Annotated in this window: 26 protein-coding genes; 24 read left to right on the top strand and 2 right to left on the bottom strand. The window is 65.2% G+C overall.

Annotated features, from left to right (window positions below; genetic code table 11):
• Positions 1-450: 450 nt before the first annotated feature.
• The 4 genes from ACB031_RS12135 to ACB031_RS12120 are packed head-to-tail and all read left to right on the top strand — an operon-like array spanning position 451 to position 5602.
• Positions 451-1758: a 2-hydroxycarboxylate transporter family protein gene (locus tag ACB031_RS12135; protein WP_042007937.1), complete on the top strand. Its 1308-nt coding sequence runs from the start codon at positions 451-453 to the stop codon at positions 1756-1758.
• 11 nt (positions 1759-1769) lie between these two features.
• Entirely contained in the window at positions 1770-3320 is a 1551-nt protein-coding gene (locus ACB031_RS12130; protein WP_371139641.1) for an NAD-dependent malic enzyme, read from the top strand.
• Between the two features lie 17 nt (positions 3321-3337).
• Positions 3338-4906, top strand: a complete 1569-nt coding sequence (locus tag ACB031_RS12125; protein WP_371139640.1) for an ATP-binding protein — start codon at positions 3338-3340, stop codon at positions 4904-4906.
• A 3-nt stretch (positions 4907-4909) separates the two neighbouring features.
• Entirely contained in the window at positions 4910-5602 is a 693-nt protein-coding gene (locus ACB031_RS12120; RefSeq protein ID WP_005303332.1) for a response regulator, read from the top strand.
• 97 nt (positions 5603-5699) lie between these two features.
• On the opposite strand, the gene ACB031_RS12115 is transcribed toward ACB031_RS12120, so the two are convergent.
• Positions 5700-6587 carry a DMT family transporter gene (locus ACB031_RS12115; protein WP_042049751.1) on the bottom strand — a complete coding sequence of 296 codons (888 nt, stop codon included), beginning with the start codon at positions 6585-6587 and terminating at the stop codon, positions 5700-5702.
• 96 nt (positions 6588-6683) lie between these two features.
• On the opposite strand from ACB031_RS12115, the gene ACB031_RS12110 reads away from it, so the two are divergent.
• Complete coding sequence (locus ACB031_RS12110; protein ID WP_005298514.1) at positions 6684-7490, top strand: helix-turn-helix transcriptional regulator; 807 nt, start codon at positions 6684-6686, stop codon at positions 7488-7490.
• Between the two features lie 62 nt (positions 7491-7552).
• Here the strand turns inward: ACB031_RS12110 and ACB031_RS12105 are convergent, their stop codons facing one another.
• A complete protein-coding gene (locus tag ACB031_RS12105) occupies positions 7553-9070 on the bottom strand; it encodes an aldehyde dehydrogenase family protein (RefSeq protein ID WP_371139639.1) in 1518 nt (505 codons plus the stop codon).
• Between the two features lie 235 nt (positions 9071-9305).
• Here ACB031_RS12105 and ACB031_RS12100 point away from each other — a divergent pair, with 235 nt between their 5' ends.
• From ACB031_RS12100 to ACB031_RS12010, 19 genes are all read left to right on the top strand, one after another.
• Entirely contained in the window at positions 9306-10982 is a 1677-nt protein-coding gene (locus ACB031_RS12100) for a sigma-54-dependent Fis family transcriptional regulator (protein ID WP_371139638.1), read from the top strand.
• An 85-nt stretch (positions 10983-11067) separates the two neighbouring features.
• Positions 11068-12243 carry an acyl-CoA dehydrogenase gene (locus ACB031_RS12095; protein ID WP_371139637.1) on the top strand — a complete coding sequence of 392 codons (1176 nt, stop codon included), beginning with the start codon at positions 11068-11070 and terminating at the stop codon, positions 12241-12243.
• Positions 12243-13397, top strand: coding sequence for a CaiB/BaiF CoA transferase family protein (locus tag ACB031_RS12090; protein WP_371139636.1), 1155 nt, complete (start codon positions 12243-12245; stop codon positions 13395-13397). Before ACB031_RS12095 ends, ACB031_RS12090 begins: the two co-directional genes overlap by 1 nt.
• A 148-nt stretch (positions 13398-13545) precedes the next feature.
• Entirely contained in the window at positions 13546-13956 is a 411-nt protein-coding gene (locus ACB031_RS12085) for a VOC family protein (protein WP_371139635.1), read from the top strand.
• Between the two features lie 102 nt (positions 13957-14058).
• Positions 14059-14748, top strand: a complete 690-nt coding sequence (phoB, locus tag ACB031_RS12080; protein ID WP_005298527.1) for a phosphate regulon transcriptional regulator PhoB — start codon at positions 14059-14061, stop codon at positions 14746-14748.
• 9 nt (positions 14749-14757) lie between these two features.
• The gene (gene phoR, locus ACB031_RS12075; protein WP_005298529.1) at positions 14758-16053 is read left to right on the top strand and encodes a phosphate regulon sensor histidine kinase PhoR; all 1296 of its coding nucleotides are present in this window, start codon (positions 14758-14760) and stop codon (positions 16051-16053) included.
• A 377-nt stretch (positions 16054-16430) separates the two neighbouring features.
• The gene (locus ACB031_RS12070) at positions 16431-17405 is read left to right on the top strand and encodes a PstS family phosphate ABC transporter substrate-binding protein (RefSeq protein ID WP_005298532.1); all 975 of its coding nucleotides are present in this window, start codon (positions 16431-16433) and stop codon (positions 17403-17405) included.
• A gap of 150 nt (positions 17406-17555) precedes the next feature.
• Positions 17556-18362 carry a M48 family metallopeptidase gene (locus ACB031_RS12065; RefSeq protein ID WP_017785985.1) on the top strand — a complete coding sequence of 269 codons (807 nt, stop codon included), beginning with the start codon at positions 17556-17558 and terminating at the stop codon, positions 18360-18362.
• A complete protein-coding gene (locus tag ACB031_RS12060) occupies positions 18350-18856 on the top strand; it encodes a GNAT family N-acetyltransferase (RefSeq protein WP_099358645.1) in 507 nt (168 codons plus the stop codon). Before ACB031_RS12065 ends, ACB031_RS12060 begins: the two co-directional genes overlap by 13 nt.
• 109 nt (positions 18857-18965) lie before the next feature.
• Positions 18966-19868 (top strand): ROK family protein, encoded by a 903-nt coding sequence (locus ACB031_RS12055; RefSeq protein WP_019839095.1) that lies wholly within the window; start codon positions 18966-18968, stop codon positions 19866-19868.
• Between the two features lie 42 nt (positions 19869-19910).
• On the top strand, positions 19911-20636 hold the full coding sequence (locus ACB031_RS12050) for a copper homeostasis protein CutC (RefSeq protein ID WP_371139634.1): 726 nt from the start codon (positions 19911-19913) through the stop codon (positions 20634-20636).
• 31 nt (positions 20637-20667) lie between these two features.
• Positions 20668-20763, top strand: coding sequence for a copper homeostasis protein CutC (locus ACB031_RS12045; RefSeq protein WP_195878161.1), 96 nt, complete (start codon positions 20668-20670; stop codon positions 20761-20763).
• Between the two features lie 31 nt (positions 20764-20794).
• On the top strand, positions 20795-20890 hold the full coding sequence (locus ACB031_RS12040; protein WP_017780624.1) for a hypothetical protein: 96 nt from the start codon (positions 20795-20797) through the stop codon (positions 20888-20890).
• 198 nt (positions 20891-21088) lie between these two features.
• Positions 21089-21700 carry an FKBP-type peptidyl-prolyl cis-trans isomerase gene (locus tag ACB031_RS12035; RefSeq protein WP_005298548.1) on the top strand — a complete coding sequence of 204 codons (612 nt, stop codon included), beginning with the start codon at positions 21089-21091 and terminating at the stop codon, positions 21698-21700.
• A gap of 129 nt (positions 21701-21829) precedes the next feature.
• Positions 21830-22711, top strand: coding sequence for an ABC transporter ATP-binding protein (locus ACB031_RS12030; protein WP_371139633.1), 882 nt, complete (start codon positions 21830-21832; stop codon positions 22709-22711).
• Positions 22712-22784: 73 nt separating this feature from the next.
• Complete coding sequence (locus ACB031_RS12025) at positions 22785-23798, top strand: ABC transporter permease (protein ID WP_211051565.1); 1014 nt, start codon at positions 22785-22787, stop codon at positions 23796-23798.
• Positions 23795-24121 carry a DUF2845 domain-containing protein gene (locus ACB031_RS12020; protein ID WP_005298553.1) on the top strand — a complete coding sequence of 109 codons (327 nt, stop codon included), beginning with the start codon at positions 23795-23797 and terminating at the stop codon, positions 24119-24121. The genes ACB031_RS12025 and ACB031_RS12020 overlap by 4 nt, the downstream gene beginning before the upstream one ends.
• A gap of 461 nt (positions 24122-24582) precedes the next feature.
• Positions 24583-25602 (top strand): amino acid ABC transporter substrate-binding protein, encoded by a 1020-nt coding sequence (locus ACB031_RS12015; RefSeq protein WP_005298555.1) that lies wholly within the window; start codon positions 24583-24585, stop codon positions 25600-25602.
• Between the two features lie 61 nt (positions 25603-25663).
• Positions 25664-26851 carry an amino acid ABC transporter permease gene (locus ACB031_RS12010; protein ID WP_226009506.1) on the top strand — a complete coding sequence of 396 codons (1188 nt, stop codon included), beginning with the start codon at positions 25664-25666 and terminating at the stop codon, positions 26849-26851.

The raw sequence follows: 26851 nt of genomic DNA, 5'->3' as shown, positions 1-26851 counted from the left end.
CTGCAAGCCGCCATTACCTGCGAGAGCGCCATGCTTGTAACAAGCTAGGCGCTCGCTATCGAGCTGTCATCGTCTTTCTTTTTTATCACCCGGCAGATCCTGGCCGGAGCGTTTTTGTTGATCAGGGGATCACCCTTGCCTTGTACCGGGTGATCATTCACCACTGCCAAACCTGACAGGCCATTATTGTTGGTTACAGCGCTGGTTATTTGATCGCTATTTGATAGCGACCGCTTCAAGCGCCGCTTTAAAGTGCAAAAGAGTGCGCTTCTAAGTGATTTAATGACGACGACGGGGACCAAAATACCCCCTGTAAAATGGGTGCCAACCTTGCCCGCAGGCCATAGCGTTTAAGAATTTAATGTTTTTATATGCCTTTGTTGGCAGGCTAACCGACAGGAGGAGCGGAGATCTCTAGAGTGGCGCCACACCACACGCTGGAGCATAACAATGAAAAACCTCTCTACCCCACACACCAGAACCGCCCTGTTCGGCGGTCGACAGATTGCCGGCATGCCCATGATGATCTTTCTGGGCCTCGCCACCTGCGTCCTCTTCTCGGGTTGGAACGGCTCGCTGCCGCTCGGCATGGTCGGCGCGCTGGCGCTGATGTTCGTGCTCGGCACCCTGCTGACCGAGCTCGGCGAGCGCATCACTCCCATCCGCGAATACCTGGGGGGTGGCACCATACTCGCCATCTTCGGCGGCGCCGCCCTGTTTGAATACCGGATCCTGCCCGTCGAGGCGGGTCAGGTGATCATCGGCTTCATGAAGGAGGGGGGCTTTCTCAACTTCTTCATCGCCAGCCTGGTGACCGGCTCGGTGTTCGGCATGAGCGGCGCCCTGCTGAAAAACGCCGCCATGCGCTACCTGCCGGTGATCCTGGGGGGCGTCGCACTGGCGCTGCTCAGCGTCGGTCTGGTGGGCGCCCTGATGGGCTACGGCTTCAAGAATGCGGTGCTGCTCATCGGTCTGCCCATCATGGGCGGCGGCATGGGGGCCGGCGCCGTGCCGCTGGTGGAGATCCTCTCCGGGCCGCTGCAGATGTCGAGCGCCGATCTGCTGTCGCGCATGGTGCCGGCGGTAGTGATCGCCAACACCCTGGCCATTCTGGTGGGCACCCTGCTGGCCCGCCTCGGCCGCCGCTACCCCGCCCTGACCGGCAACGGCAAGTTGATGATAAAAGAGAGTACAGATAGCGTGGCCGAGGAGAATACGCAGGCGCCGACGCTGGAGAGTTTGGGTCTGGGCCTCTTCATCAGCTCAAGCATGTTCGTGCTGGGCTCATTGCTTGGCAACTTCATCCCCATGCACCCCTTCGCCCTGATGATCCTGGCGGTGGCCGTCATCAAGGTGAGCGGCCTGCTGCCCCGTCGCTACGAGCAGGCAGCGGCCGACTGGTACCAGTTTGTGGTCACCAACCTGACTCCCTCCCTGCTGGTGGGGATCGGTGTCGCCTACACCAGCATCCCCGAGCTCATCAGCGCCTTCTCCGTCAGCTATTTCGTGCTGGTGCTGGTGACCGTGCTCGGTGGCGCCCTGGGGGCGGCGCTGGTAGGGCGGATGATCGGCTTCTACCCCATCGAGGCGGCCATCACCGGTGGCCTGTGCATGGCCAACATGGGGGGCACGGGTGATGTGGCCGTGCTCTCGGCGGCCCAGCGCATGACGCTGATGCCATTCGCCCAGATCTCCTCTCGTCTCGGGGGCGCCGTCATGCTGATCCTGGCGACCCTGCTCATCTCGCTGCTGGCATAAGGAACAAGATAATGAACGACATCATGATGGGCACCAGTCTGCCCTATGCCGAACGCAAGCGTCAGGGATTGATGGGGCGCATGCCCCACAAGGAGGAGTCGCTGGCCCAGCAGCGGCGCCGCATCTACCGGCTGGTTTCGGCCATGCAGAGCCCGTTTGATCAGCATCTGCTGCTGCGCCAGTTGCAGGAGGACAACCCGGTGCTGTTCTACGAACTGGTGCGCCACCACCTGCCGGAGCTGTTGCCCATCATCTACACCCCTGTGGTGGGGGAGGCGTGCCAGCGCCACAGCGACCTCTATCTGCGCAGCCACGGCCTCTACCTCTCCTGGCACGACCGGGATGAGCTCGACCACATCTTCGCGGCGGTGGAGCAGGAGGTGGACGTCATCGTCATCTCCGACGGCGAGCGGGTGCTGGGGCTCGGCGATCTCGGCATCGGCGGCATGGGGATCTGCATCGGCAAGCTGGCGCTCTACTCCGCCGCCGGCGGCATCAACCCTTCGCGCACCCTGCCCCTGTGCGTGGACGTGGGCACCAACAACCCCGAGCTGCTGGAAGATGACTCCTACTTGGGCTGGCAGGCCCGGCGGGTGGATGGCGAGCCCTATTACCAGTTCATGGACAAGGTGGTGGCGGCCATTCGCAAACGCTGGCCCCAGGTAGTGCTGCAGTTCGAGGACTTCGCCGGCAAGCATGCCGCGAACCTCCTGGCCCGCTACCGCGACGAGCTGTGCATGTTCAACGACGACATCCAGGGCACGGCGGCGGTGGCGTCGGCCTGCGTGCTGGCGGGCTTGCAGCAGGCGGGCAGCGCGCTGGCGGATACTCCGGTGCTGATCGTCGGCGCCGGCTCGGCCGGCTGCGGTATCGCCGCCATGCTGGCCCAGCTGGCGGGCAGCCCGGAGCGAGTGCAGCTGTTCGATCAGGACGGTCTGGTCTGCCTGGATCGGGCCGGGCTCACCCCGGCCCAGCAGCCGTTTGCCCGCCCGGCGGCGGAGGCGTGCAATTCCCTGCCTGCGCTTATCGAGCGGCTGCGCCCCGGGGTGCTGATCGGGGTGAGCGGTCAGGGCGGTCTGTTCGACGAGGCGGTGCTGACGGCCATGGGGGAGGTGTGCGAGCGGCCGGTGATCCTGCCGCTCTCCAACCCCACCCGCAGCGCCGAGGCAACCCCAACCCAGGTGTGGCAGGCCACCGGCGGGCGGGCCCTGCTCGCCACCGGCAGCCCCTTCCCGCCGGTGGAGGTGGACGGCGCGGCGCGGGTGGTCTCCCAGTGCAACAACGTCTATGTGTTCCCCGGCATTGGTTTGGGGGCCTGCGCGGTCAAGGCGCGGCGCATCAGCGACGGCATGCTGCGGGCGGCGGTGCAGGCGGTGGGCGCCTATCCGCTGGCCGAGGGGCGGTTGCTGCCCCCCATCGAGCAGGTGGGGGAGGTGGCCCGCGCCGTGGCGAGGGCGGTGGCACTCTGTGCCCGTGCCGAGGGGCTGGCCGATTTTGCCGGTGATCCCGCACCTTTGATTGACCAGACCTGGTGGCGCCCGCACTATTGGTCCGCGTCCTGATGTTGCAAGGCTAATCGATGAAACTGCGTCACCAACTGGTCACCCTCTCCCTGGGCCTGTCACTGCTCCTGATCGTCATTCTGGGCAGCCTGTTGGCGCTCTTCATCCGCCATTTGCTGGAGAGCAATCTGGAGGACAAGGGAGGGGATCTGGCGCGGGTGCTGGCGGGGGACAGCCGGGTGGTGCAGGCGCTGCAGTGGGGGAGCGATCCGGGCCTGCGCGACTATGTGCAGGGGATCTGCAGCCGCACCGATGCCGCCTACATGGTGGTGACCGACGAGCACGCCCGCCGGCTGAGCCACCCCTCCCCGGAGCTGGTGGGTGGCCTGTTTCGCGGCGAGGATATCTGGCCCTCCCTCAACGAGCGCAGCAGCTACTGCTCCAAGGACGTGGGTACCCTGGGGCCGGCCATCCGCTGCTTCGCCCCGGTGATCGGGCCTGACGGGCGCGCCATCGGCGCCGTGGTGGTGGGGTATCTGATGCAGACGGTGGAGAGCATCTACCTGGATCGGATTGCTCTGCTCATCAGCGCCATCGGCGCCGTGCTGGGCTGCGGTCTGCTGCTGGCGCTCTGGGTTCAGCATCGGCTGCGGCGTACCCTGCTGGATCTGGAGCCGGAGACCATAGTCAACCGCTTCGTGCTGCAGGAGCTGGTGCTGGAGCACATCTCGGAGGGGGTGATTGCCCTCGACAGCCAGGGCCATATCCGCATGCTCAACAGCGCCGCCTTTTACCAGCTGCGTCTGCCCGGCACCGGCCGCCACGCCCTGCTCGGCCAGCCGCTCTCGGAACTGTCGCCGCCACTTGCCCCCGCCCTGACCCAGGTCGAGACCGAGCTCGGTTTCACCGTGCACGGCGAGTCGTTTGTCGGGCGCTGGCAGGCGGTGGAGGGCAAGATCCCCGGCCGGCTGCTGATCTTCAGCCGCCCCGAGGTGACCGGCAGTCTCGGCATGCAGGTGACCCACCTGCGTCAGTATGCCGAGATGCTGCGGATGCAGACCCACGAGTTCGCCAACAAGCTCAGCAGCCTCTCCGGCCTGCTGCAGCTGGGCCACGTGGATCAGGCGGTGGAGCTCATCCAGCAGGAGAGCGAGGCGTGCCAGACCATGCTGCACGATCTGCTGCGGGCCATCGAGGACAAGCCGGTGGCAGGGCTCATCCTAGGCAAGTTCAGCCGGGCCCGCGAGCTCGGGGTGGAGCTGGTGCTGGATCCCGATTCGGCGCTGGGCGAGTACCCGGCGGCGGTGTCAGCGGATCTCATCACCCTCATCGGCAACCTGCTGGACAACGGCATCCGCGCCGCCTGGGCCCGGCGCAAGCAGTACCCGCCGCGGGTGCTCATCTCCCTCAACGACTTCGGGCGCCGGCTGGTGATCGAGGTGGAGGACAGCGGCGAGGGGGTGGACGAGGCGCTGGCGGACCATCTGTTTGATTACGGCATCAGTCGCCAGACCGGCGATCACGGTGTCGGTCTGTTCCTGGTCAAGGAGACGGTGGCCAGGCGAGGGGGTGTGATAGAATGGCGCCGCACCGCCGAACAGACGACGCTGTTCGGTATCTACTTGAATAAAAACCAATTGGTGTGATCTATGGAGCCCATTTTCACGCTGGTGATCGAGGATGACGAACGGATAGGATCCATTCTGGCCGAACTGGTCTCCTCCACCCCCGGATTTTCCCTGCTGGGTCGGGCCGAGAGCCTGACCCAGGCCGATCTCATGATGCGCGCGGCCCAGCCACAACTGCTGCTGGTGGACATCTCGCTGCCTGACGGCTCTGGCCTGGAGTGGGTGAACCGGCTGCGCAGCCACAACCGCGAAGCCTACGTCATCATGGTGACCGCCTCCTGCGACGTGGAGACCATCCAGCAGGCCCTCAATCAGGGGGTGCAGGATTACATCATCAAGCCGCTGCGGCTGTTTCGTATCCAGCAGAGCCTGGACGAGATCCTCACCCTGCACCGGCGCATCTGCGAGCGCGGCTCCCTCGAGCAGAGCGATCTGGACCGGCTGATGGGCAAGGTGAGGCCCCAGGGGCGCGACGTGCGCGACACCCCCAAGGGGATCGACGCCATCACCCTGCGCCAGGTGCTGGAGCTGCTGGCGGGTGAGCCGGACAGCGCCTTCTCCACCGATACGGTGGCGCTACGCTTGTCCTTGAGCCGCACCACGGCGCGCCGCTATCTGGAGTATCTGGAGTCGGAGGACAGGGTGGACGTGGATCTCAACTACGGCCAGCGCGGCCGGCCCGAGCGCCGCTACCACTGGCGGCGGGGCAGCTGAGCCACTTGCCGCACGCAGATCCATACCAGCAAAAAGGGAGCCGAAGCTCCCTTTTTCAGGTCTATACGTTGGCACGAAAACCGGTACGACGGGCCGCTCAGGCCTCTTCCAGCAGGACGCGGCGGGCTCTTGGCTTGAACTGGGAGAGCATGACCCCGCTCAGGATGAGGCCGCCCCCCAGCAGGTGATAGCCGTGGATGGGTTCCCCCAGGCTGATGACGGCGATGAGGGCCGTGCACAGGGGCATCAGGTTCATGAAGACCGAGGTGCGCTCCGCCCCCAGACTGGCGAGGCCGCGCATCCAGCAGTAGGCGGCGAAGATGGATGAGGCGAGCCCGGCGAACAGCACCATGCTCCAGCCCTGGGCGGGAATGGCCAGGGAGTCGGCGGAGAGGGCCAGCGGGATGAGCAGCAGCACCGCCAGCAGGATCTGCAGGTAGAGGTTGAGCCAGGGGCCGAACGGCAGTTGCCAGCGGCGGATCAAAAGGCCATAGAGGGCATAGCTGGCCGCCCCCAGCAGCATCATGCCATCGCCTGGGTTGATCCCGCTGTGCAGCAGCGTCTGAGGGTTGCCCTGACCGAGCAGCCAGAGCACCCCGAACAGGGAGAGGCTCATGCCGAGCAGCGCCTGCTTGCCCGGCTTCTGGCCAAAGCAGCAGGCCCCGATCAGCAGGGTGAGCAGCGGCAGCAGGGAGCCGATGACCCCCATGTTGGTGGCCGAGGTGCTGTGGGCGGCGTAGTAGGCGAGGCACTGGTAGAGCACCATGCCAAGCAGGGAGAGCACCAGCAGCTTGCCGAGCCAGGGGCGGAGATCGCGCCGGCGGCGCCACAGTTGCGGCAGGCAGAAGGGGGTCAGCGCCAGGGCGGCGATCACCCAGCGGTAAAACGAGATGGCGGCAGGATCCAGCACGCCGGCGGCGGCCTTGGAGACCACGGTATTGGCGGCCCAGATCAGGATGGCGAGCAGGGGAAAGAGAAAGGGCATAGCGACTCCTTGGTATGATGGAGAGAGTCTAGCCTTGTCTTGAACGATGCAAGTAGCGTAAATAAGACATGTCATAACCGCTTTGGGACAATCTGCATGGGCACCCTCACCCTGGCCGAGCAGGATCGCCTGCTGGCCGCCCCCAACCCCCTCTATTTTCGCTACAGCCAGATCCAGGGGGGCAACGCCTGCGCCGAGCACGCCCACCCCTGGGGCCAGCTCAGCCTCATCAGTCTCGGGGTCATGGTGGTGGAGGTCGGGGGGCAGCGGCTGGTGGCGCCGCCAGACTACCTCATCTGGGTGCCGGCGGATCAGCCCCACACCGCCTTCAACGAGCAGACCCTGGACTACACCTCCATCTACGTGAGCCACGCGCTGGCGCCGCGCCTGCCACGGGAACCCCAGCTGCTGGCGCTTACCCCCTTGCTGCGGGCCCTGCTGGAGGATTTCACCCAGCGCCGGGTCGGCCACATGGAGGACGAGTGGGATGCCCGTCAGGGTGAACTCTTCATCGAGAAGCTGGCTCGCACCCGTTGCCAGCCGAGCTACCTGCCCCAGAGCCGGGATCGCCTGCTCGCCCCCCTGCTGGCGGCGCTGCAGGCGGCGCCGGAGGACAACCGCACCCTGGCCCAGTGGGCCAAGGTGCTGCACACCACGGAGCGCACCCTGGCGCGGCGCTGCCAGAAGGAGCTTGGCATGAGCCTCGGCCAGTGGCGCACCCGGCTGCGGCTGGTGAAGGCGCTGGACTGGCTGCGCGGCGAGATGCCGGTGCAGGAGATCGCCTGGCGCCTCGGTTACACCTCCACCTCGGCTTTTATCGCCATGTTCCAGCGCGAACAGGGCTGTGCCCCCCAGCGCTATCGTCAACAGCTGGGGATCGGCGCCGGGCAGGCACAGCTCTGACCGCGACCGCACCAGCAATGAAAAGGGCGCCCGCAGGCGCCCTTGTGGATCACGGGATGGGCTTAGAAGAAGCCGAGGGGGTTGATGTCGTGGCTCACCAGCAGGTTCTTGGTGTTCTGGTAGTGGTCCAGCATCATCTTGTGGGTCTCGCGACCGATCCCTGACTTCTTGTAGCCACCGAAGGCCGCGTGCGCCGGGTAGGCGTGGTAGCAGTTGACCCAGACCCGGCCGGCCTGGATGCCGCGCCCCATGCGCCAGGCCAGGTTGCTGTCGCGGGTCCACAGGCCCGCCCCCAGCCCGTACTGGGTGTCGTTGGCAATGGCCAGCGCCTCCGCCTCGTCCTTGAAGGTGGTGACCCCGAGCGCCGGCCCGAAGATCTCCTCCTGGAACACCCGCATCTTGTTCTGGCCCTGGAAGATGGTGGGCTGGATGTAGAAGCCCCCCTCCAGCCCGCTCACCCTGGCCGGGCCGCCGCCGATCAGCATTTTTGCCCCTTCGCCGCGGCCGATCTCCATGTAGCTCAGGATCTTGTCGAACTGCTCGCGGGACGCCTGGGCGCCGACCTGGGTGGCGGTGTCGAGGGGGTTGCCCTGCACTATGGTGCGGGCGCGGGCCAGCACTCTGTCCATGAAGTCGTCATAGATGCTCTCCTGCACCAGGGCGCGGGAGGGGCAGGTGCACACCTCGCCCTGGTTGAAGAAGGTCATCAGCATCCCTTCCACCGCCTTGTCGATGTAGCTGCTCTCGTGCTGCATCACGTCGGCGAAGTAGATGTTGGGGGACTTGCCGCCCAGCTCCACGGTGGAGGGGATCAGCTTGTCGGCGGCGCAGCGCAGGATGTGGGCCCCCACCTCGGTGGAGCCGGTGAAGGCGAGCTTCTGGATCCGGTTGCTGGTGGCGAGCGCCTGGCCCGCCTCGGCGCCAAAGCCGTTGACCACGTTGACCACCCCGGCGGGCAGTATGTCCTTGATGAGATCCATCATCAGCATGATGGTGACCGGGGTCTGCTCGGCGGGCTTGAGCACGCTGCAGCAGCCGGCCGCCAGCACGGGGGCCAGCTTCCAGGCCGCCATCAGCAGCGGGAAGTTCCACGGGATGATCTGGCCGACCACCCCGATGGGCTCCTTGAAGTGGTAGCTGACGGTGTTCTGATCCAGCTCGGCGGCCGAGCCCTCCTGGGCGCGGATGCAGCCGGCGAAGTAGCGGAAGTGATCCACCACCAGTGGCAGGTCGGCGGCCAGGGTCTCGCGCACCGCCTTGCCGTTCTCCCAGGTCTCGGCGATGGCGAGCACCTCGATGTTCTGCTCGATGCGATCGGCGATGCGCAGCAGCAGGTTGCTGCGTTCGGTGACGCTGGTCTTGCTCCAGCTGGCGAACGCCTTGTGAGCGGCGTCCAGCGCCAGCTCGATGTCGGCGGCGTCGGAGCGGGCCACCTCGCAGAACACGCGGCCATCCACCGGCGAGATGTTTTCAAAGTAGCGGCCGGCGCGCGGGGCGACCCAGTCGCCACCGATGAAGTTGTCGTAACGGTACTTGAAGCTGACCAGGGCACCTGCCTGACCGGGAGCGGTATAAATCATCTCATCATCCTTATGTGTGTGGTCCTGACCGGGCTGGCGGGCAGCCCGGCTGCTGCTGTGTATCGCAAGGGACGTGCCAGAGGGTCTGACCAGCGCTTCAAAAGTTACAAAAACGTTATCAAACGGGGTGCGGCAGCGTATCTTGGTTAACCAATGACCGCGGCGGTGGCGATACAACTGTGCCGTTTCTGGACAGTGGTCGCGACAGTCGTGCCGTTTGTGAACAGGAGGTGTGATGAGCGAGTTCCCTCAATCTGGTGCCAGCCCGATCCAGCGCTCCTGGCAGCGCTGCCTGCACCAGGGGCTGAGCCGTCAGCAGAGCGCCGAGCTGGACTTGCTGCCCCAGGGAGAGCTGTCGGCCCGCCAGGAGCAGCACAGGGTGCTGATCGCCAGCTTCCGGCGCTTCGTGCTGCCGCTGTTTGACCAGCTGCTGGCGGAGCGCCCCTGTCGGTTGCTGCTGTGCGATGGCGAGGGCGCCATCCTGGCTGCCAGCGGTGACGACGGCTTCGCCCGCCACGCCGAGCGGGTCTTTTTGCGCAGCGGTGCCCGCTGGGGGGAGGCGAGCAAGGGCACCAATGCCATCGGCACCGCGCTGGCCGAGCAGAGCGAGGTACAGGTGCTCGGCACTCAGCACTTCTTCGCCCAGCACAGCTTTCTCAGCTGCAGCGCCTGCCCGCTGCTCGGGCCGGACGGGCAAGTGATCGGGGTGCTCGACATCTCCACCGATGCGGCCCACCACGGCGGCGACATGCTGGGCACGGTACGGCTGCTGGCCATGACCCTGGAAAATGCGCTGCTGGCACGCCAGCCGGGCTGGCTGGTGGATCTCGAGCCCCAGAGTCTCTGGTCCGCCCGCCTGCTGCTGGGGGAGGAGGGCGAGCTGCTCGGGGCCAACCGGGCCGGCCGGCTCTGGCTCGGCCAGCACCCCTTCGACGGCAAGCAGCTGCTGCGGGATAGGCGCGGCTTGCGGCTGGTGCCGGAGGCCAGCTCAGGTGTGGTCCAGCCCGGCCTGCCGGCCGCTGCCGGTGGCTCGCACGGCCGGCAGGTGCCGCTCAAGATGCTGGAGCGCGGCATCTCGCTGCTCATCGAGGGGGAGACCGGCAGCGGCAAGGAGCATCTGGTGCGCGAACTGCACGGGCAGTCGAGCCGGCGTGCGCAACCGCTGGTGTGCGTCAACTGCGGCGCCCTGCCGGCAGAGCTGGTGGAAGCCGAGCTGTTTGGCTATGTCGGCGGGGCCTTCAGCGGTGCCCGCAGCCAGGGCAGTCAGGGGTATCTGCGCGCCGCCCACGGCGGCATCCTGATGCTGGACGAGATCGGCGAGCTGCCGCTCTCGGCCCAGACCCGGTTGCTGCGGGTGTTGCAGGAGCGCGCCGTCACCCCGGTCGGTAGCCACAGACCCGAGGCGGTGGATTTCTGGCTGGTCAGCGCCAGCCATCGGGATCTGGCGGCCATGGTGGCGGCCGGCACCTTTCGCGAGGATCTCTACTACCGCATCTGCGGCTGGCGCCAGCAACTGGCGCCGCTGCGCGACTGGCCGGCCTGCGAGCGGCAGGCGCTGGTCCAGCGCCTGCTGGCCGAGATGGATCCTGCCCTGTGCCTGAGCGATGAGGCCGAGCGCCACTTGCTGGCCCACCCGCTACCCGGCAACGTGCGCCAGCTCAAGCAGGCGCTGGAAGTGGCCTGCGTGCTGGCGGAGGGGCAGGGCTGGATTGAGCCTGCCCACCTGCATCTGCCGACCGTGGTTGTGGCGCCGGTCGTCACCACGGCGCTGGCGGGCAGCACATTGCGCCAGCAGAACCGGCAACGGGTGCAGCAGACCCTGACAGAGTGCGATGGCAACGTGAGCGAGGCGGCGCGCCGGCTCGGCATCAGCCGCACCACCCTCTATCGGGCGCTGCGGGAGGCAAGCTGAGGCGTTTGTGACCTAAGTTTTTCGTGGTTAAGATGGGTCCACAAGAGACCCTTTGATGATTCTTTTGCATGGCATGGAGTGCCTTATGACGCGTACCCGATTTGATTGGCAAGACCCCTTCTTTCTCGATAGCCAGCTCGGCGAAGAGGAGCGGCTCATCCGCGACGCCGCCCGCGACTACTGCCAGGCGCGGCTGATGCCGCGGGTGCTGGAGGCGAACCGGCGCGAGCAGTTTGACCGCACCATCATGAACGAGCTGGGGGAGCTGGGGCTGCTCGGCGCCACCCTGCCGGAGCAGTACGGCTGCGCCGGGGTCAATCACGTGGCCTACGGCCTCATCGCCCGGGAGATGGAGCGGGTCGACAGCGGCTACCGCTCGGCCATGAGTGTGCAATCCTCCCTGGTGATGCACCCGATCCACGCCTATGGCGACGAGGCCCAGCGCCAGCGCTGGCTGCCAGGGCTGGCCCGGGGCGAGCTGGTGGGCTGCTTCGGCCTCACCGAGCCGGACGCGGGCTCCGACCCGGGCTCCATGAAGAGCCGCGCCGAGCGGGTCGATGGCGGTTATCTGCTGACCGGCAACAAGATGTGGATCACCAACTCCCCCATCGCCGATCTGTTCGTGGTGTGGGCCAAGCTGGACGGCGAGATCACCGGCTTCGTGCTGGAGAAGGGGATGGCCGGGCTCTCTGCCCCCAAGATCGAGGGCAAGTTCTCCCTGCGCGCCTCCATCACCGGCGAGATAGTGATGGAGCGGGTCTTCGTGCCGGAGGCCAACCGGCTGGCGGGGGTGAGCGGCCTCAAGGGGCCGTTTGGTTGCCTCAACAAGGCGCGCTACGGCATCGCCTGGGGGGCGCTCGGCGCCGCCGAGTTCTGTTGGCATGCCGCCCGCCAGTACGGGCTGGATCGCCAGCAGTTCGGCCGTCCGCTGGCCGCCACCCAGCTGTTCCAGCTCAAGCTGGCCAACATGCAGACCGAGATTGCCCTCGGCCTGCAGGGCTGTCTGCAGGCTGGGCGCCTGATGGATGAGGGGCGCTGCCCGGTGGAGCTGGTGTCGCTCATCAAGCGCAACAGCTGTGGCAAGGCGCTGGAGATTGCCCGCGTCGCCCGCGACATGCACGGCGGCAACGGCATCAGCGACGAGTTTCACGTCATTCGCCACGTGATGAACCTGGAGGCGGTCAACACCTACGAGGGAACCCACGACATCCACGCCCTGATCCTGGGGCGGGCCCAGACCGACCTGCAGGCGTTCGAGTGATGGGGCCCCTTGCCGGCGTGTGCGTGCTGGATCTCAGCCGTGTGCTGGCCGGCCCCTGGGCCAGCCAGCTGCTTGCTGATCTCGGCGCCGACGTGGTGAAGGTGGAGGCCCCCGGGCGCGGTGACGACACCCGCCATTGGGGCCCGCCCGAGCTGGTGGCAGGGGAGGCGGCCTACTTTCATGCTGCCAACCGGGGCAAACGCTCCATCGCCCTGGACCTGGTGCGCGACAGAGACACCCTGCTGGCATTGGTGGACTGTGCCGACGTGGTGATCGAGAACTTCAAGGTGGGGGGACTGGCGCGCTTTGGCCTCGATTATCCGAGCCTCAAGGCCCGCCGCCCAGAGCTCATCTACTGCTCCATCACCGGCTTTGGCCAGGACGGCCCCTGGGCCCAGCGACCCGGTTACGATCTGCTGATCCAGGGGCTGGGCGGGTTGATGAGCATCACGGGTCAACCCGACGGGGTGCCCGGCGGCGGGCCGGTCAAGGTGGGGGTGGCGCTCGTCGACATCCTCACCGGCCTCTACGCCACCATCGGCATCCAGGCGGCCCTGCGCCATCGGGAGCGAACCGGGGAGGGTCAGCAGATCGATCTCGCCCTGCTCGACGTGTCGGTGGCGGTGCTGGCCAACCAGGCGATGAATTATCTCGCCACCGGCCAGGCGCCCGGGCGCCTTGGCAACGGCCACCCCAATATCGTCCCCTACGACGTCTATCCCACCAGCGATGGCCACCTCATCCTGGCGGTGGGCAACGATGGCCAGTTTGCCGCCCTGGCGGCCCTGCTGGGGGAACCCGGGTGGGCGCAGGACCCCGACTTTGCCACCAACGCCGCCCGGGTGCGCCAGCGTCACCGGCTCAACGCCCTGATTGCCGAGCGGCTGCTGGCGCGCAGCAGCGCCCAGTGGAGTGCCATGCTGGAGGTGGCCGGGGTGCCGGGCGGCCCCATCCTCACCCTGGATGCGCTGTTTGCCCTCGAGCAGGGGGCGGTGCGCGGCTGGGTGCAGCAGGTGCAGCGTGGGGAACAATCCTTGCCCACCCTGGCCAACCCGCTGCATCTGTCGGCCACTCCGGTGTGCTATGGGCGCGCCTCGCCGGCGCTGGATGGCGACCGGGATAGCGTGCTGCGCGACTGGCTCGGGCAGGAGTGAACCGGTTGCTTTAAGCGGGGAGATCGCGCCTGCCCGGCGCCATGCTCCCCTCTTCCATCCTCTGCCATCTCATCTGCCCCGGTGCTGGAGCCCGGGGCCGTCCCCCGTTATGATGCGCCCCGTCCATTCATCTGTTGAGGTACCTCCCATGGCACAACACATTGGCGCCCTGGCCCTGCTGGTGGCCGATTACGACCAGGCCATCACCTTCTTTACCCAGGGACTGGGGTTCGAGCTGCTGGAAGACACCCCCCTCGACGAGCCGGGCAAACCGGGCAAGCGCTGGGTGCGGGTTGCCCCCAAGGGAGCCCTCGGTTCCGCCCTGTTGCTGGCGCGGGCTGCCACCCCGGAGCAGCGGGCCGCTATCGGCCAGCAGGGGGGCGGCCGGGTCTTCCTGTTCCTCGAGACTGACGACTTCTGGGGCGACTACCGGCGCATGCAGGTGTACGGTGTCCATTTTTGTGAACAGCCGCGCACCGAGCCTTACGGCACCGTGGTGGTATTCGAGGACATCAGTGGCAATCGCTGGGATCTGCTGCAACTCACTGCTGCCAACTGAATCTGAAAACGTTTATCATCCCGCCTGTCATAAAGTCATAAAAGTGTCACAGAAAGTTCTAATAATTGGCGCACCCATCTTCACAGAGGAGAGAGAAGGGATATGGCTAAGCGAATTCTGGTGGTCGAGGACGAAGCACCGATCCGCGAAATGCTCTGCTTCGTGCTCGAGCAGAAGGGATATGAAACAGTAGAAGCTGAAGATTTTGCCGACGGATTGGCGAAGGTGCGCGAACCCTACCCCGAACTCATCGTGCTGGACTGGATGATGCCAGGCGGCAGCGGCATCCAGTTCATCAAGCAGCTGAAGCAGGATGAGGTGACCCGCCAGATCCCGGTGGTGATGCTGACCGCCCGCGGTGAGGAAGAGGACAAGGTGCGCGGGCTGGAAGCGGGGGCCGATGACTACATCACCAAGCCGTTCTCCCCCAAGGAGCTGACCGCCCGCCTGCATGCGGTGATGCGCCGCGTCTCTCCCACCTCGGTGGACGAGGTGATCGAGGTGCAGGGGCTCAAGCTGGACCCTGTCTCCCACCGGGTCAGCGCCGAGGAGAAGGCCCTCGACATGGGGCCGACCGAATTCAAGCTGCTGCACTTCTTCATGACCCACCCGGAGCGGGTCTACAGCCGCGAACAGCTGCTCAACAACGTCTGGGGTACCAATGTGTACGTCGAGGACAGAACCGTGGATGTGCATATCCGTCGCCTGCGCAAGGCCATTGAAGAGACGGGGCATGATCGCTTGATCCAGACGGTGCGCGGCGCGGGCTATCGCTTCTCAACCCGTCTCTAAGAGGCACTTATGTTGCAACCATACGCCTGGCGGCGCCAGTTGTGGCGAATGGCATTCTTCTATGCGCCCTTCGTCTTGGTCGGCTGGCTGACGGAGAGTCTGGCCCTGTGTCTGTTGCTGGCTACCGTCATGCACCTGGGCTGGCACTACCGTTTCCAGAAGCGGCTGTCGGACTGGCTGTGGCACGATCGCAGCCTGGTGCCTCCCAACGGCAGCGGCAGCTGGGAGTACATCTTCAACGGCATCTACAAGCTGCAGCAGCGCCACCGGGCCCGCCGCCGCGAGCTGGCGGGTCTGATCCGCCGCTTTCGGGAAGGGGCCGAGGCACTGCCCGATGCGGCCGTGGTGTTTCGCACCGACGGCAGCATCCTTTGGTGCAACCGGCTGGCAGAGCAGCTGCTCGGCTTTCGCTGGCCGGAAGACGCCGGTCAGCACATCGGCAACCTGATTCGCAATCCCGCCTTCGGCGCCTACCTCGGCAAGGGGGAGTACGACGAACCGTTCGAGATGACCTCGCCCATCAACGAGGAGAAGTTTCTCGAGTTTCGCATCATGCCCTACGCCGAGGATCAGGCCATGCTGGTGGTGCGGGACGTGACCCGGCTGCGCAGCCTGGAGAAGACCCGCAAGCATTTCGTCTCCAACGTCTCCCACGAGCTGCGCACCCCGCTCACCGTGCTCAAGGGCTATCTGGAGATGACTGAGGAGCCGCCGCCGCCCGCCATGTGGGCCAAGGCACACAGGGTGATGATGGAGCAGACCATCCGCATGGACAACCTGGTCAATCAGCTGCTCACCTTGTCGCGGATCGAGGCGGCGCCCACCGTGGATCTCTCCCATCTGGTGGACATGCCCGCCATGCTGGGGCTGCTGGAGCAGGAGGCGCGGGCGCTCTCCGGCGAGCGGGCCCACCAGATCGAGTTCATGGTGCAGCCCAATCTGCTGGTGCGCGGCGATCAGGATCAACTGCGCAGTGCCGTCTCCAACCTGGTCTACAACGCCATCCACTACACCCCGGCGGGGCGCAAGATCACGGTGGAGTGGCGCAAGCAGGGGACGATGGCGCTGTTTGCGGTGCAGGACGAGGGGGAAGGGATCCCGCCCGAGCACCTGGCGCGGCTCACCGAGCGGTTCTACCGGGTCGACAAGGCGCGCTCGCGCCACACCGGCGGCTCCGGGCTCGGCCTTGCCATCGTCAAGCATGCCCTGAGTCACCACGACTGCCAGCTCGACATCGAGAGCCGGGTCGGCCTTGGCAGCCGTTTCAGCTTCCTCATCCCCGCTCGCATGGTGGTGTTGAAATAAGCTTTTCAAGCAATGGGTTAGCAATGAAAAGAGGGCGGCGATGGCGGCCCTTTTTTCATTTGGTCAAAAGCCTCGCCATGTCATTAAAGTGTCACATTAAATCCATAAATTTGTCACTGCCAGGTCAGATACTGGCGCCGTCTTGAGAACGGACCTGTGCCAGTGCGGCGCAGGGAGAGAATGAAACGCGACCGGCCGATCGCCCCACTCGGGATGCCACCACGTTTCGGCCTCAGATTGATGACTGCCTTCCACCGCCCAGGAGTCGGGCCAAAGAGGGCAGGGAATGACACTCAGCGCCCCGGTCGGATGACCGGCACTGAGCCAAGTTAACCCGTGTTTTGATGGACTGCGTTCTGCAACCTTGGAGAGATTGGATGAAACTCAACAAACTGGCTGGTGTAATCGGATTCACCGCAGCAACCCTGTTTTCCGTCAGCGCCCTGGCTGCCGGTGTGGATAAAAATCTGCCGGATTACACTCCGACCAGCGGCATCTCGGGCAACCTGTCCTCTGTCGGCTCGGACACCCTGGCCAACATGATGACCCTGTGGGCCGAAGAATTTAAGCGCATGTACCCCAACGTCAACGTGCAGATCCAGGCCGCCGGTTCCTCTACCGCGCCGACCGCGCTGACCGAAGGCGTCGCCCAGTTTGGCCCCATGAGCCGCGCCATGAAGTCCGGCGAGGAAGAGGCGTTCGAGAAGCGCTACGGCTACAAGCCGACCGCCATCCGCGTCGCGGTCGATGCCCTGGCGGTGTTCGTCAACAAGGACAACCCCATCAAGGGCCTGTCCATGCAGCAACTGGATGCCATCTTCTCCAGCACCCTCAAGTGCGGTGAAGCCAAGGCGGCCACCAAGTGGGCCGACCTGGGTCTGGACGGCTCCTGGTCCGGCAAGGATCTGCAACTGTTCGGTCGCAACTCCGTCTCCGGTACTTACGGCTACTTCAAAGAGCACGCCCTGTGCAACGGTGACTTCAAGAGCGGCGTGAACGAGCAGCCGGGCTCCGCCTCCGTGGTGCAGTCGGTCTCCTCCTCCCTGAACGGCATCGGCTACTCCGGCATCGGTTACGTCACCTCCGGCGTGCGCGCCGTACCGCTCTCCAAGGATGGCAAGACCTTCATCGAAGCGACCTCCGACAACGCCATCACCGGCAAGTATCCGCTGTCGCGCTTCCTGTACGTCTACGTGAACAAGCACCCGAACAAGCCGCTCTCCCCAATGGAGCAAGAGTTCCTGAAGATGGTGCTCTCCAAGGCGGGCCAGAACATCGTCGCCAAAGATGGCTACGTACCGGTACCGGCCAAGGTGGTCGAAGCCGACCTGAAGAAACTGGGCATCATGTAAGCCGGTTTCCTCTGCCAGACGGGCCCCGCGGGGCCCGTTTTCTTTTTGGGGCCGGCTGTGACCGCTTTCGCCGGACCGGGTGATTTGTCGACTTGCACCGGACGCCCGCATTTCCGAAAATAGGGCATCTTTATGGTGAAGGACACCTCCATGACATCTCCCTTGTTCAAGCTTGGCCTGGCGGCACTCTGTACGACCCTGCTCGCCAGCTGTGCCCAGTCTCCCACCGGTCGCAGCCAGATGCTGCTCTTCTCGCCCCAGCAGATGAGCAAGCTGGGGGCTGACTCCTTCGAGCAGATGAAGAAGCAGGAGAAGGTGAGCAAGGACGCCAGAGTGAACGCCTATGTCTCCTGCGTCGCCAAGGCGGTGACCGCCCAGGTGCCCGCCAGCTACGGCATCACCAACTGGGAAGTGGTGGTGTTTGACTCCAAGCAGGTGAACGCCTTCGCCCTGCCCGGTGGCAAGATAGGGGTCTACAGCGGCCTGCTCAAGGTGGCCAAGAATCAGGATCAGCTCGCCACCGTCATCGGCCACGAGCTGACCCACGTGCTGGCCCAGCACTCCAACGAGCGGCTCTCCCGCAGCCAGCTGACCGGCCTTGGGCTGGCGGCGGCCGACATCGCCATGGGCAGCAGCGAATACCGCGGCGCCACCATGGCGGCGCTGGGGCTCGGGGTCGAGGTCGGCGTCATGCTGCCCTATGGTCGCGAGCAGGAGAGCGAGGCGGACAGGCTGGGGCTGGATCTGATGGCCCGCGCCGGTTTCAATCCGGCCGAAGCCATTCCGCTCTGGCAGAACATGAGCGCGGCCGCGGGCGGCAATGCGCCGCCCCAGCTGCTCTCCACCCACCCCAGCAATGAGAGCCGGATCGCCGAGCTGCAGGCCCAGCAGGCTGAGGCCGTGCCGCTCTATCAGCAGGCCCGCGCCTCCGGACTGGTGCCCCAATGCAAGGCATAAGCCTGCGCATGGCGCGGCCCGATGACGCCGCCGCCATGACGGTGATGCAGCGGGCCAGCTGGCTCGCCGCATATGGCAGCGTGCTCGGTACCGACATGCTGGCCCAGCTGGCGGTCACCGAGCACCTGCAGATCTGGCAGCGCCGGCTGGCGGAGGCGGGCCCAAGGCCCATGCTGCTGTGCCAGGACGAGGTGGTCATCGGCCTGCTCTACTGGCAGCCGGAGCTGGCGGGGGAGTACCCCACCGCCTGGATCCGCGCCTTTTACCTGCATCCCGACCACTGGCGCCAGGGCCATGGCAAGCGGCTGTGGCAGGCGGTGGCGATGCAGATGCGGCGCGCCGGCTGTGAAGGCGTCAGATTGTGGCTGCTCGATGGCAACCACATAGGTGAGGGGTTTTATCTGCGCCGCGGCTTCGTCTTCGATGGCCAGGAGCGCACCCTGATGAGCCTCGGCCAGCCCTGCCTGCAGCGACAAATGTTTCGTTTGCTTTGATCTCTCTCCCGTTTTTCGCCCTCGGTCACTTTATTTTTTTTGCGAATTAATACAATGTCCCCCTCTGGACAGGCTGAGGTGAGGCGGCTCACCGACAAGGGAGTGTGGCATGTATTACGGCTTTGATATTGGTGGCACCAAGATAGCGTTTGCCGTCTATGACGGCGCCTTGAATCTCTGCCACGAGGAGCGCATGAGCACTCCCGGCAATGACTATCAGGGGCTGCAGCAGCTCATTCGCGAGCGGGTCGAACAGGCGGATGCCCGTTTCGGCGCGCGCGGTGCGGTGGGCATCGGTTTTCCCGGCATTCTCAACCGGCACGACCACAGCATAGTGGCGGCCAATCTGCCCTCCATCAATGGTCGCCACCTGGGCGCCGATCTGGCCGAACTGCTGGGCAGACCGGTCAAGGTGGACAACGATGCCAACTGCTTCCTCTGGTCCGAGGTACATCAGGGGGCGGCGGCGGGGGCCGACAGCGCCCTCGGCGTCACCATAGGCACCGGCATCGGCGGCGCCGTCTATCTGGCGGGCAAGCTGATCCAGGGCCGCAACTGGCTGGCGGGGGAGATAGGCCACTACCCGCTGCCGGCCACCATGCTGATGAAATACCCCGACCTGCCTCGTCCCCGTTGCGGCTGCGGTCGCCTGGTCTGTTTTGAAACCTATGCCTCCGGCACCGGGCTGGAGCGGCTCTATCACCACTTCCACGGCCAGCGTGCCAGCGGCCACCAGATAGTGGGGCGCTTCGAGGCGCACGAGCCCCATGCGGTGGCCGCGGTCGACTGCTGGCTCGAGATCATGGCCGCCGGGCTTGCCACCGCCATCTCGGTGGTCGACCCCGACGTGGTGGTGCTGGGGGGCGGCCTGAGCGGCCTGCCCGCGCTCTATGAGCAGTTGCCGCTGCGCCTGCCCGGTCACCTGCTGCCCGGGGTCGCCCTGCCCGAGATCCGCGAGGCCCGCTTCGGCGGCGCCGGCGGGGTGCGCGGGGCCGCCTTGCTCAATTTATGAGATCAGATCCGGGGTCTGATCTCCCCAATAAAGGAGTCCATCATGACCTCTCTTGAAATCTGTATCGACAACCTGGAATCCCTGTTCACCGCCCAGGCGGCCGGCGCCGATCGCATCGAGCTCTGCTCTGCGCTGGGGCTGGGCGGCCTGACCCCCTCCTATGGCTTCATGCAGCTGGCGGCGCGCCATGCCACCATTCCCGTCTACGCCATGATCCGGCCCCGGGCCGGCGACTTCTGCTTTGGCGAAGGGGAGTTCGAGATGATGCTGCAGGATATCGCGGCGGCCCGTGCCGCCGGCCTGCAAGGGGTGGTGGTCGGTCTGCTGGACGAGGAGGGACGGGTGCCTGCCGCCAGACTCGGCCAGCTGGTGGAGGCGGCGGGGCCCCTTGGCGTCACCTTCCACCGCGCCATCGACCTCTCCTCCGACTGGCGCCTCGACTTGGAGACCATAGTCGCCGCCGGCTGCGAGCGCATTCTGAGCTCGGGCCATGCACCGACTGCGCTGGCGGGGCTCGAGACCCTGCAGGCGATGCAGCAGGCGCTGGCGGGGCGGGCCAGCCTGATGCCCGGCGCCGGGGTCAGTGCCGACAACGTGCGCACCATCATCGAGTTTACCGGGGTGAACGAAGTGCACATGTCCGGCATGGGCTGGCGCGGCGGCATGGTGCCCCATGGGGTCAACATGGGCACCTCGGACGACGGTCGGGTCAATATCACCGACGGCGCCAAGGTGGCGGCAGTGCGGGCCCTGCTGGACAGGGCCTGATACGAGCCGCACGGCGGCATGATGTCTCTTCATGGGCGTCAACATGGGCACCTCGGACGATGGTCGGGTCAATATCACCGACGGCGCCAAAGTTGCAGCGGTACGGGCTCTGCTGGACAGGGGCTGATACGGGCCGCGAGGCGGCATGGTGTCTCGTCATGGGCGTCAGCATGGACACCTCGGACGACGGTCGGGTCAATATCACCGACGGCGCCAAGGTGGCGGCGGTGCGGGCTCTGCTGGACAGGGCCTGATACGGTTTGAATGTGAGCAGGGGTGATGGTGCTCTGTTTTGCTCCCTTCTCCCCTGGCGGGAGAAGGGGCGGGGATGAGGGGCTGATGTGAGGCACCTCCCACCTGGGGGCAAAACCGGGGACAGGTCGGCAGCACCCGGCGCAAAAGTCTGATATTATCCCGTCTCTTTTACCCTCAGGACCCGGAGCAACTTCTCAATGTCCCAATACGACTCTATCGAACAGAAGGCCAGCTATGGCATCGGCCGCAACATGGGTGATCAACTGGCGCAGCAAGCCTTCGCCGGTCTGGATATCCCGGCCCTGCAGCAAGGTCTGGCAGATGCCCTGAATGGTCTGGAGTTCGCGGTCAGCCGTGACGATATCAACGATGCCTTCCAGGTCATCACCGCCCGCATGCAGGAAGAGCAGGAAGCCGTTGCCAAGGCTGCCGCCGCCGAAGGCGAAGCCTTCCTGGCCGACAACGCCAAGCGCGCCGAAGTGAAGACCACCGAGTCCGGTCTGCAGTACGAAGTGCTGGTGGAAGGCAACGGTGCCGTGCCGGTAGCCGGTCAGTCCGTCCGTGTGCACTACCATGGTACCTTCACCCACGGTGGCGTGTTCGACAGCTCCGTCGCCCGCGGCCAGCCGGCCGAATTCCCGGTGACTGGCGTGATCGCCGGCTGGGTAGAAGCGCTGCAACTGATGCCGGTTGGCTCCAAGTGGAAGCTCTACATTCCGCAGGATCTGGCCTACGGCGCACGCGGTGCCGGTTCCATCCCGCCGTACTCCGCCCTGGTATTCGAAGTGGAGCTGCTGGACATCCTGTGATCCGGCTGGCTTGATTGATACAGACGGCGACCCTCGGGTCGCCGTCTGTTTTTTTGCGCCGCGCACGGCGGGGCATGGGCAGCGCCTGCGCTTTTGGATATAGTCATGGCTCCTGCTGGGAGAGCGCCCATGGCTGCCATCATTGAAGTCGTCGATCTCGTCAAGCACTTCCCCGGCGTCAAGGCGGTGGACGGGCTCAGCTTTGCCATTCCTGCCGGCAGCTGTTTCGGCCTGCTCGGCCCGAACGGGGCGGGCAAGACCACCACCATCGAACTGCTGGAGGGGATCCTCACCCCGGACAGCGGTCAGATCCTGTTCCACGGCGCCCCACGCGGCCCCGACTACCGCTCCCGCATCGGCATCCAGTTCCAGCACACGGCGCTGCAGGATTTCCTGACGGTGCGCGACACCCTGCGACTGTTTGCCAGTCTCTACCCGGCCCCCTTGCCCCAGGCCCAGCTCATCGAACTGTGCGCCTTGGGGGAATTCATCGATCGGGACAGTCGCAAGCTCTCTGGCGGTCAGCGGCAACGGCTGCTGCTGGCCTTGGCCCTGCTCGGCGACCCCGAACTGCTGTTTCTGGACGAGCCCACCACGGGTCTCGATCCCCAGGCCCGTCACCACTTCTGGCAGCGCATCGAGACGATCAAGGCGCAGGGCAAGACGGTGGTGCTCACCACCCACTACATGGACGAGGCCCAGCAGTTGTGCGATCAGATTGCCATCGTCGATCACGGCCATCTGCTGAGCCTGGATACCCCGGTCGCCCTGCTGGCCCAGCATTTTGACGGCGTGCTGGTGCGCCTTGCGGCTCACCCGGCCCTCGCCAGTCTCGGCTATCCCCTGCGCCCGCTGGGCGAGCAGGTGGAGCTGAGCTGCCCCGACGTGGCGAACTTGCTGCCACGGCTGCTGAGCCTGGGCGTGCCGCTGACCGGCATGCAGGTGCGCTCCCCCAATCTGGAGGATCTCTTCCTGAACCTGACCGGCCACAGCCTGCGGAGCGGCGCATGAACGCGGCCCCGTGGCACTCCGCAGGGGCTCCTGCCTGCATATCGCTTCAGCTTGCCAGCCCAAGGAGCACCAGATGACGGGGTCCCTCAAGCGCATCGGGGCGCTCTTCTATGCCCGCAACCTGGAGTTCGTGCGGGATCGGGCCGCGCTGATCTGGAACCTGGCCTTTCCGCTGCTGCTGGTGCTGGGGTTCACCCTCATCTTCTCCGGCCCGCCCAAGCCGCTGGTGCAGATGGGCGTGGTGGGGGAGCTGCCCGTAGCCTATGCCCCGCTGCGCGCCGTGCCGCTGCTCAAGATCATCCCTTATGACGAGGAGGAGAAGGGCCGGCTCAAGGTGCGCCACCACCAGCTGGATCTGCTGCTCTCGCCCGGTACGGGCCGTTACTGGATCAACCCGGACGCCCCCCAGGGCGCCATGGCCGAGTACTTGCTGCGCCAGGCCGTGCCGGTGCAACTGGTGCGGGAAACCCTGAGCGGGCGCGCCATTCGCTATGGCGACTGGCTGCTGCCCGGGGTGATCGGCATGAACCTGATGTTCTCCGGCCTGTTCGGGGTGGGCTTCGTCATCGTCCGTTACCGCAAGAACGGGGTGCTCAAGCGGCTTGGGGCCACCCCGCTCTCGGCCGCGGAGTTTCTCTGCGCCCAGCTGCTGTCGCGCATCCTGATCACCCTGGTGGTGAGCCTGCTGGTGTTTCTGATTGCCTACTTTCTGCTCGGGGTGCCGCTGCTGGGTTCGGGCTGGCTGCTGCTGTTGATCGCCCTGCTGGGCGGGGCGTCGATGGCATCTCTCGGCCTGCTGGTGGCGGCCCGCATCCAGAACGAGGAGCTGGCGAGCGGGCTGCTCAACGTCATCAGCATGCCGATGATGTTCCTCTCCGGCGTCTGGTTCTCGCTGGAAGGGACCCCCGCCTGGCTACAGCAGCTGGCAGCCTGGTTGCCGCTCAGCCAGATCATCGCGGCGGCCCGTGCCGTTATGCTGGAAGGGGCAGGCTGGGCCGAGGTGGCGGCGCCACTGGGCTGGGTCCTGCTGTTTACGCTCTGCTGCATCACCCTGGGCAGCGCCCTGTTCAAATGGAGTCACAGATGAAGCTATCGATGAAGTCACTGCCGCTGGTTGGCGGAACCCTGCTGGCCCTGCTGCTGAGTCTGCCGGCCAGTGCCGGCGCCATGCGCTGCAAGAATGCGCTGATCACCGAAGGGGACAGCACCGCCGAGATGCTGATCAAGTGCGGCGAGCCCATGCTGCGCGAGGAGCTGACCCGCAACGAGGAGAACCAGTTCGGCAACCTGGTGCAGGTGAAGTATGGGGAGCGCTGGACCTACAACTTCGGCAAGAACGAGTTCATGCGCTTCGTCACCGTGCGTAACGGGGTGGTCACCGACATCGAAAACGGCCCGCGCGGCAATTGATCCTGCCGACCGGATGCTGCGCGCCGAGTGCGGTGGTGTGGCTCCGGTCTCTTTCCGGCGTTTACGCCCCCGTTCCCACCTTTCATCCCTCTCTTCCGGTTGCCCGGTATTGGTTCATTCCCCCCAATAACGGGCCCTGTTGTTGGCAAAATGCGCCCGATAAATGCGTTGTCAGCGCGTTTTTCTGCCCCAATCCGGTGCGTCCGATTTTTTGCGAAAAATAATCCTCACGTTATCGGGGGCTTGGAACCGTAGGCCATTTTGCGAATAAGGGTCTATTTTTAATTCTAAGAGTGCATATCGGCCCGTAGACCTATTTTGTGCTGCTGCACCAAGGTTGGGCCGGCTTGCACCGATTGACAGGTTTTTGAGCCGCTCGATAAGCTGTGAAAAAGCAGAGAAACGAAGGCATCTTGCCAGGTTCTGGTGCCTATTTGAATCAAACCACAGGGAAGCGTGAGATGAAGCAGATACACAAGGCAGGTATGGTGATGGTGCTGTCGCTGGTGGCAGCCAATGCATGGGCCGACGGCACCTTGGATGCCGTCAAGAAGAAGGGATTTGTGCAATGCGGGGTGGGTGACGGCCTGCCTGGTTTCTCCAATCCGGATGCCAAGGGCACCTGGACCGGTCTGGACGTGGATGTGTGCCGCGCCGTGGCCGCGGCCGTGCTGGGGGATGCCGGCAAGGTCAAGTATGTCTCCCTCACCGCCAAGGAGCGTTTCACCGCCCTGCAGTCCGGCGAGGTGGATCTGCTGTCGCGCAATACCACCTGGACCCTGACCCGGGACGGGTCGCTGGGCCTGACCTTTGCAGGGGTGAACTACTACGATGGCCAGGGCTTTCTGATCAAGCAGTCTCTTGGGGTCAAGAGCGCCAAGGAGCTTGACGGTGCCGCCGTCTGCATCCAGTCCGGCACCACCACAGAGCTCAACCTGGCGGACTATTTCCGCGCCAATGGCGGCATGAAATATACCCCTGTGGTGTTCGACACCTCGGATCAGACCGTCAAGGGGTTCGAGGCGGGCCGCTGCGATGTGCTGACCTCGGATCAATCCCAGCTCTATGCCCTCAAAATCAAGCTCAGCAAGCCGGCGGAGGCCATGGTGCTGCCTGAGGTGATCTCCAAGGAGCCGCTGGGGCCTGCCGTGCGCCAGGGTGACGATCAGTGGTTCAAGGTGGTGCGCTGGAGCCTCAACGCCATGCTCAACGCCGAGGAGGCCGGGGTCACCAGTGCCAACGTGGACGAGATGCTCAAGTCCACCAACCCGGATATCCGTCGTCTGCTGGGGCTGGAAGAGCCCAAGGGGTCGGTGCTCGGGCTGGATGACAAGTGGGCCTACAACATCGTCAAGCAGGTCGGTAACTATGGCGAATCCTTCGATCGCAACGTCGGTGCCGGCTCCCCCCTCAAGATCGAGCGCGGCATCAATGCGCTCTGGAACAAGGGTGGCCTGATGTACGCGCCGCCCATCCGCTGAGTCGACAACCATCGGGGGGCCGAGGCCCCCCATTTCCCCTGGCTTTGTCGGAGTCATCCTCATGGCGTTACACGCATCAAACCATAGGAAGGAACAGGGCCGCTGGTGGTATGACGCCAAGGTGCGGGCATTGATCTTCCAGTGCCTGGCCATCGCGGTCGTGGTCGGGTTCCTGTTCTACATCATCCACAATGCCCTGACCAATCTGGCCACCCGTGGCATCACCACCGGCTTCGATTTTTTGGGCAACACGGCTGGCTTTGGCATCCTGCAGAGCCTGATCCCCTATGACGAGACCTATACCTTCGGCCGTACCTTTCTGGTGGGGCTGCTCAATACCCTGCTGGTCTCCGTGCTCGGCATCCTGTTTGCCACCCTGCTCGGTTTCATGCTCGGGGTGGCGCGCCTGTCGCGCAACTGGCTGGTGGCCAAGATAGCGACCGTCTACATAGAGACGTTTCGCAACATCCCGCTGCTGCTGCAGATCTTCTTCTGGTACTTCTCGGTGCTGCGCACCCTGCCATCTCCGCGCCAGAGCGTGGATCTGGGGGGGCTCGCCTTCCTCAACGTACGGGGCCTCTATCTGCCCAAGCCCCTGTTCGAAGAGGGATTCGGCTACGTGCTCTTGGCCCTGCTGATTGCCGTGGTGTTGAGCTGGGGGCTGAGCCGCTGGGCACGGCGCCGTCAGGCCCTGACTGGCAGGATATTCCCGTTCTGGCGCAGCGTGGCCGCTCTGGTCATTCTGCTCCCGGCCGCCGCCTTCCTGCTGGCGGGCAGCCCGCTCAGCTGGAGCGTGCCAGCCCTGCAGGGGTTCAACTTCCGGGGCGGGCTGACGGTCTTGCCCGAGCTCGCGGCCCTGCTGCTGGCGCTCACCATCTACACGGCGGCCTTCATCGCGGAGATAGTGCGCTCCGGCATCCTGGCCATCAGCAAGGGGCAGACGGAGGCGGCCTCCGCCCTCGGGCTCTCACCCGCCAAGACGCTGCGGCTGGTGATCATTCCCCAGGCGATGCGGGTCATCATCCCTCCCTTGACCAGCCAGTATCTGAACCTCACCAAGAACTCCTCGCTGGCCACGGCCATCGGCTATCCGGATCTGGTGTCTGTGTTCATGGGCACCACCCTCAACCAGACCGGGCAGGCCATCGAGGTCATCGCCATGACCATGGGGGTCTATCTCGTCATCAGTATCACCACCTCGCTGCTGATGAACATCTACAACCGCAGAATGACGCTGGTTGAGCGCTAG

This window comes from Aeromonas sp. S8(2024), assembly GCF_041403085.1.
GTDB classification, from domain to species: domain Bacteria; phylum Pseudomonadota; class Gammaproteobacteria; order Enterobacterales; family Aeromonadaceae; genus Aeromonas; species Aeromonas dhakensis.
This window is presented reverse-complemented; position numbering and strand designations above follow the sequence as displayed.

Bases quoted from the DNA above. Each gene is read 5' to 3' on its own strand.
- ACB031_RS12025 (WP_211051565.1), top strand. From the start codon at position 22,785: ATGACGGGGTCCCTCAAGCGCATCGGGGCGCTCTTCTATGCCCGCAAC.
- ACB031_RS12055 (WP_019839095.1), top strand. From the start codon at position 18,966: ATGTATTACGGCTTTGATATTGGTGGCACCAAGATAGCGTTTGCCGTC.
- ACB031_RS12100 (WP_371139638.1), top strand. From the start codon at position 9,306: ATGAGCGAGTTCCCTCAATCTGGTGCCAGCCCGATCCAGCGCTCCTGG.
- ACB031_RS12130 (WP_371139641.1), top strand. From the start codon at position 1,770: ATGAACGACATCATGATGGGCACCAGTCTGCCCTATGCCGAACGCAAG.
- ACB031_RS12030 (WP_371139633.1), top strand. From the start codon at position 21,830: ATGGCTGCCATCATTGAAGTCGTCGATCTCGTCAAGCACTTCCCCGGC.
- ACB031_RS12115 (WP_042049751.1), bottom strand. From the start codon at position 6,587: ATGCCCTTTCTCTTTCCCCTGCTCGCCATCCTGATCTGGGCCGCCAAT.
- ACB031_RS12035 (WP_005298548.1), top strand. From the start codon at position 21,089: ATGTCCCAATACGACTCTATCGAACAGAAGGCCAGCTATGGCATCGGC.
- ACB031_RS12040 (WP_017780624.1), top strand. From the start codon at position 20,795: ATGGGCGTCAGCATGGACACCTCGGACGACGGTCGGGTCAATATCACC.
- ACB031_RS12050 (WP_371139634.1), top strand. From the start codon at position 19,911: ATGACCTCTCTTGAAATCTGTATCGACAACCTGGAATCCCTGTTCACC.
- ACB031_RS12020 (WP_005298553.1), top strand. From the start codon at position 23,795: ATGAAGCTATCGATGAAGTCACTGCCGCTGGTTGGCGGAACCCTGCTG.
- ACB031_RS12135 (WP_042007937.1), top strand. From the start codon at position 451: ATGAAAAACCTCTCTACCCCACACACCAGAACCGCCCTGTTCGGCGGT.
- ACB031_RS12010 (WP_226009506.1), top strand. From the start codon at position 25,664: ATGGCGTTACACGCATCAAACCATAGGAAGGAACAGGGCCGCTGGTGG.
- phoB (WP_005298527.1), top strand. From the start codon at position 14,059: ATGGCTAAGCGAATTCTGGTGGTCGAGGACGAAGCACCGATCCGCGAA.
- ACB031_RS12125 (WP_371139640.1), top strand. From the start codon at position 3,338: ATGAAACTGCGTCACCAACTGGTCACCCTCTCCCTGGGCCTGTCACTG.
- ACB031_RS12085 (WP_371139635.1), top strand. From the start codon at position 13,546: ATGGCACAACACATTGGCGCCCTGGCCCTGCTGGTGGCCGATTACGAC.
- ACB031_RS12070 (WP_005298532.1), top strand. From the start codon at position 16,431: ATGAAACTCAACAAACTGGCTGGTGTAATCGGATTCACCGCAGCAACC.
- ACB031_RS12045 (WP_195878161.1), top strand. From the start codon at position 20,668: ATGGGCGTCAACATGGGCACCTCGGACGATGGTCGGGTCAATATCACC.
- ACB031_RS12090 (WP_371139636.1), top strand. From the start codon at position 12,243: ATGGGGCCCCTTGCCGGCGTGTGCGTGCTGGATCTCAGCCGTGTGCTG.
- ACB031_RS12060 (WP_099358645.1), top strand. From the start codon at position 18,350: ATGCAAGGCATAAGCCTGCGCATGGCGCGGCCCGATGACGCCGCCGCC.
- ACB031_RS12105 (WP_371139639.1), bottom strand. From the start codon at position 9,070: ATGATTTATACCGCTCCCGGTCAGGCAGGTGCCCTGGTCAGCTTCAAG.
- ACB031_RS12065 (WP_017785985.1), top strand. From the start codon at position 17,556: ATGACATCTCCCTTGTTCAAGCTTGGCCTGGCGGCACTCTGTACGACC.
- phoR (WP_005298529.1), top strand. From the start codon at position 14,758: ATGTTGCAACCATACGCCTGGCGGCGCCAGTTGTGGCGAATGGCATTC.
- ACB031_RS12110 (WP_005298514.1), top strand. From the start codon at position 6,684: ATGGGCACCCTCACCCTGGCCGAGCAGGATCGCCTGCTGGCCGCCCCC.
- ACB031_RS12095 (WP_371139637.1), top strand. From the start codon at position 11,068: ATGACGCGTACCCGATTTGATTGGCAAGACCCCTTCTTTCTCGATAGC.
- ACB031_RS12120 (WP_005303332.1), top strand. From the start codon at position 4,910: ATGGAGCCCATTTTCACGCTGGTGATCGAGGATGACGAACGGATAGGA.
- ACB031_RS12015 (WP_005298555.1), top strand. From the start codon at position 24,583: ATGAAGCAGATACACAAGGCAGGTATGGTGATGGTGCTGTCGCTGGTG.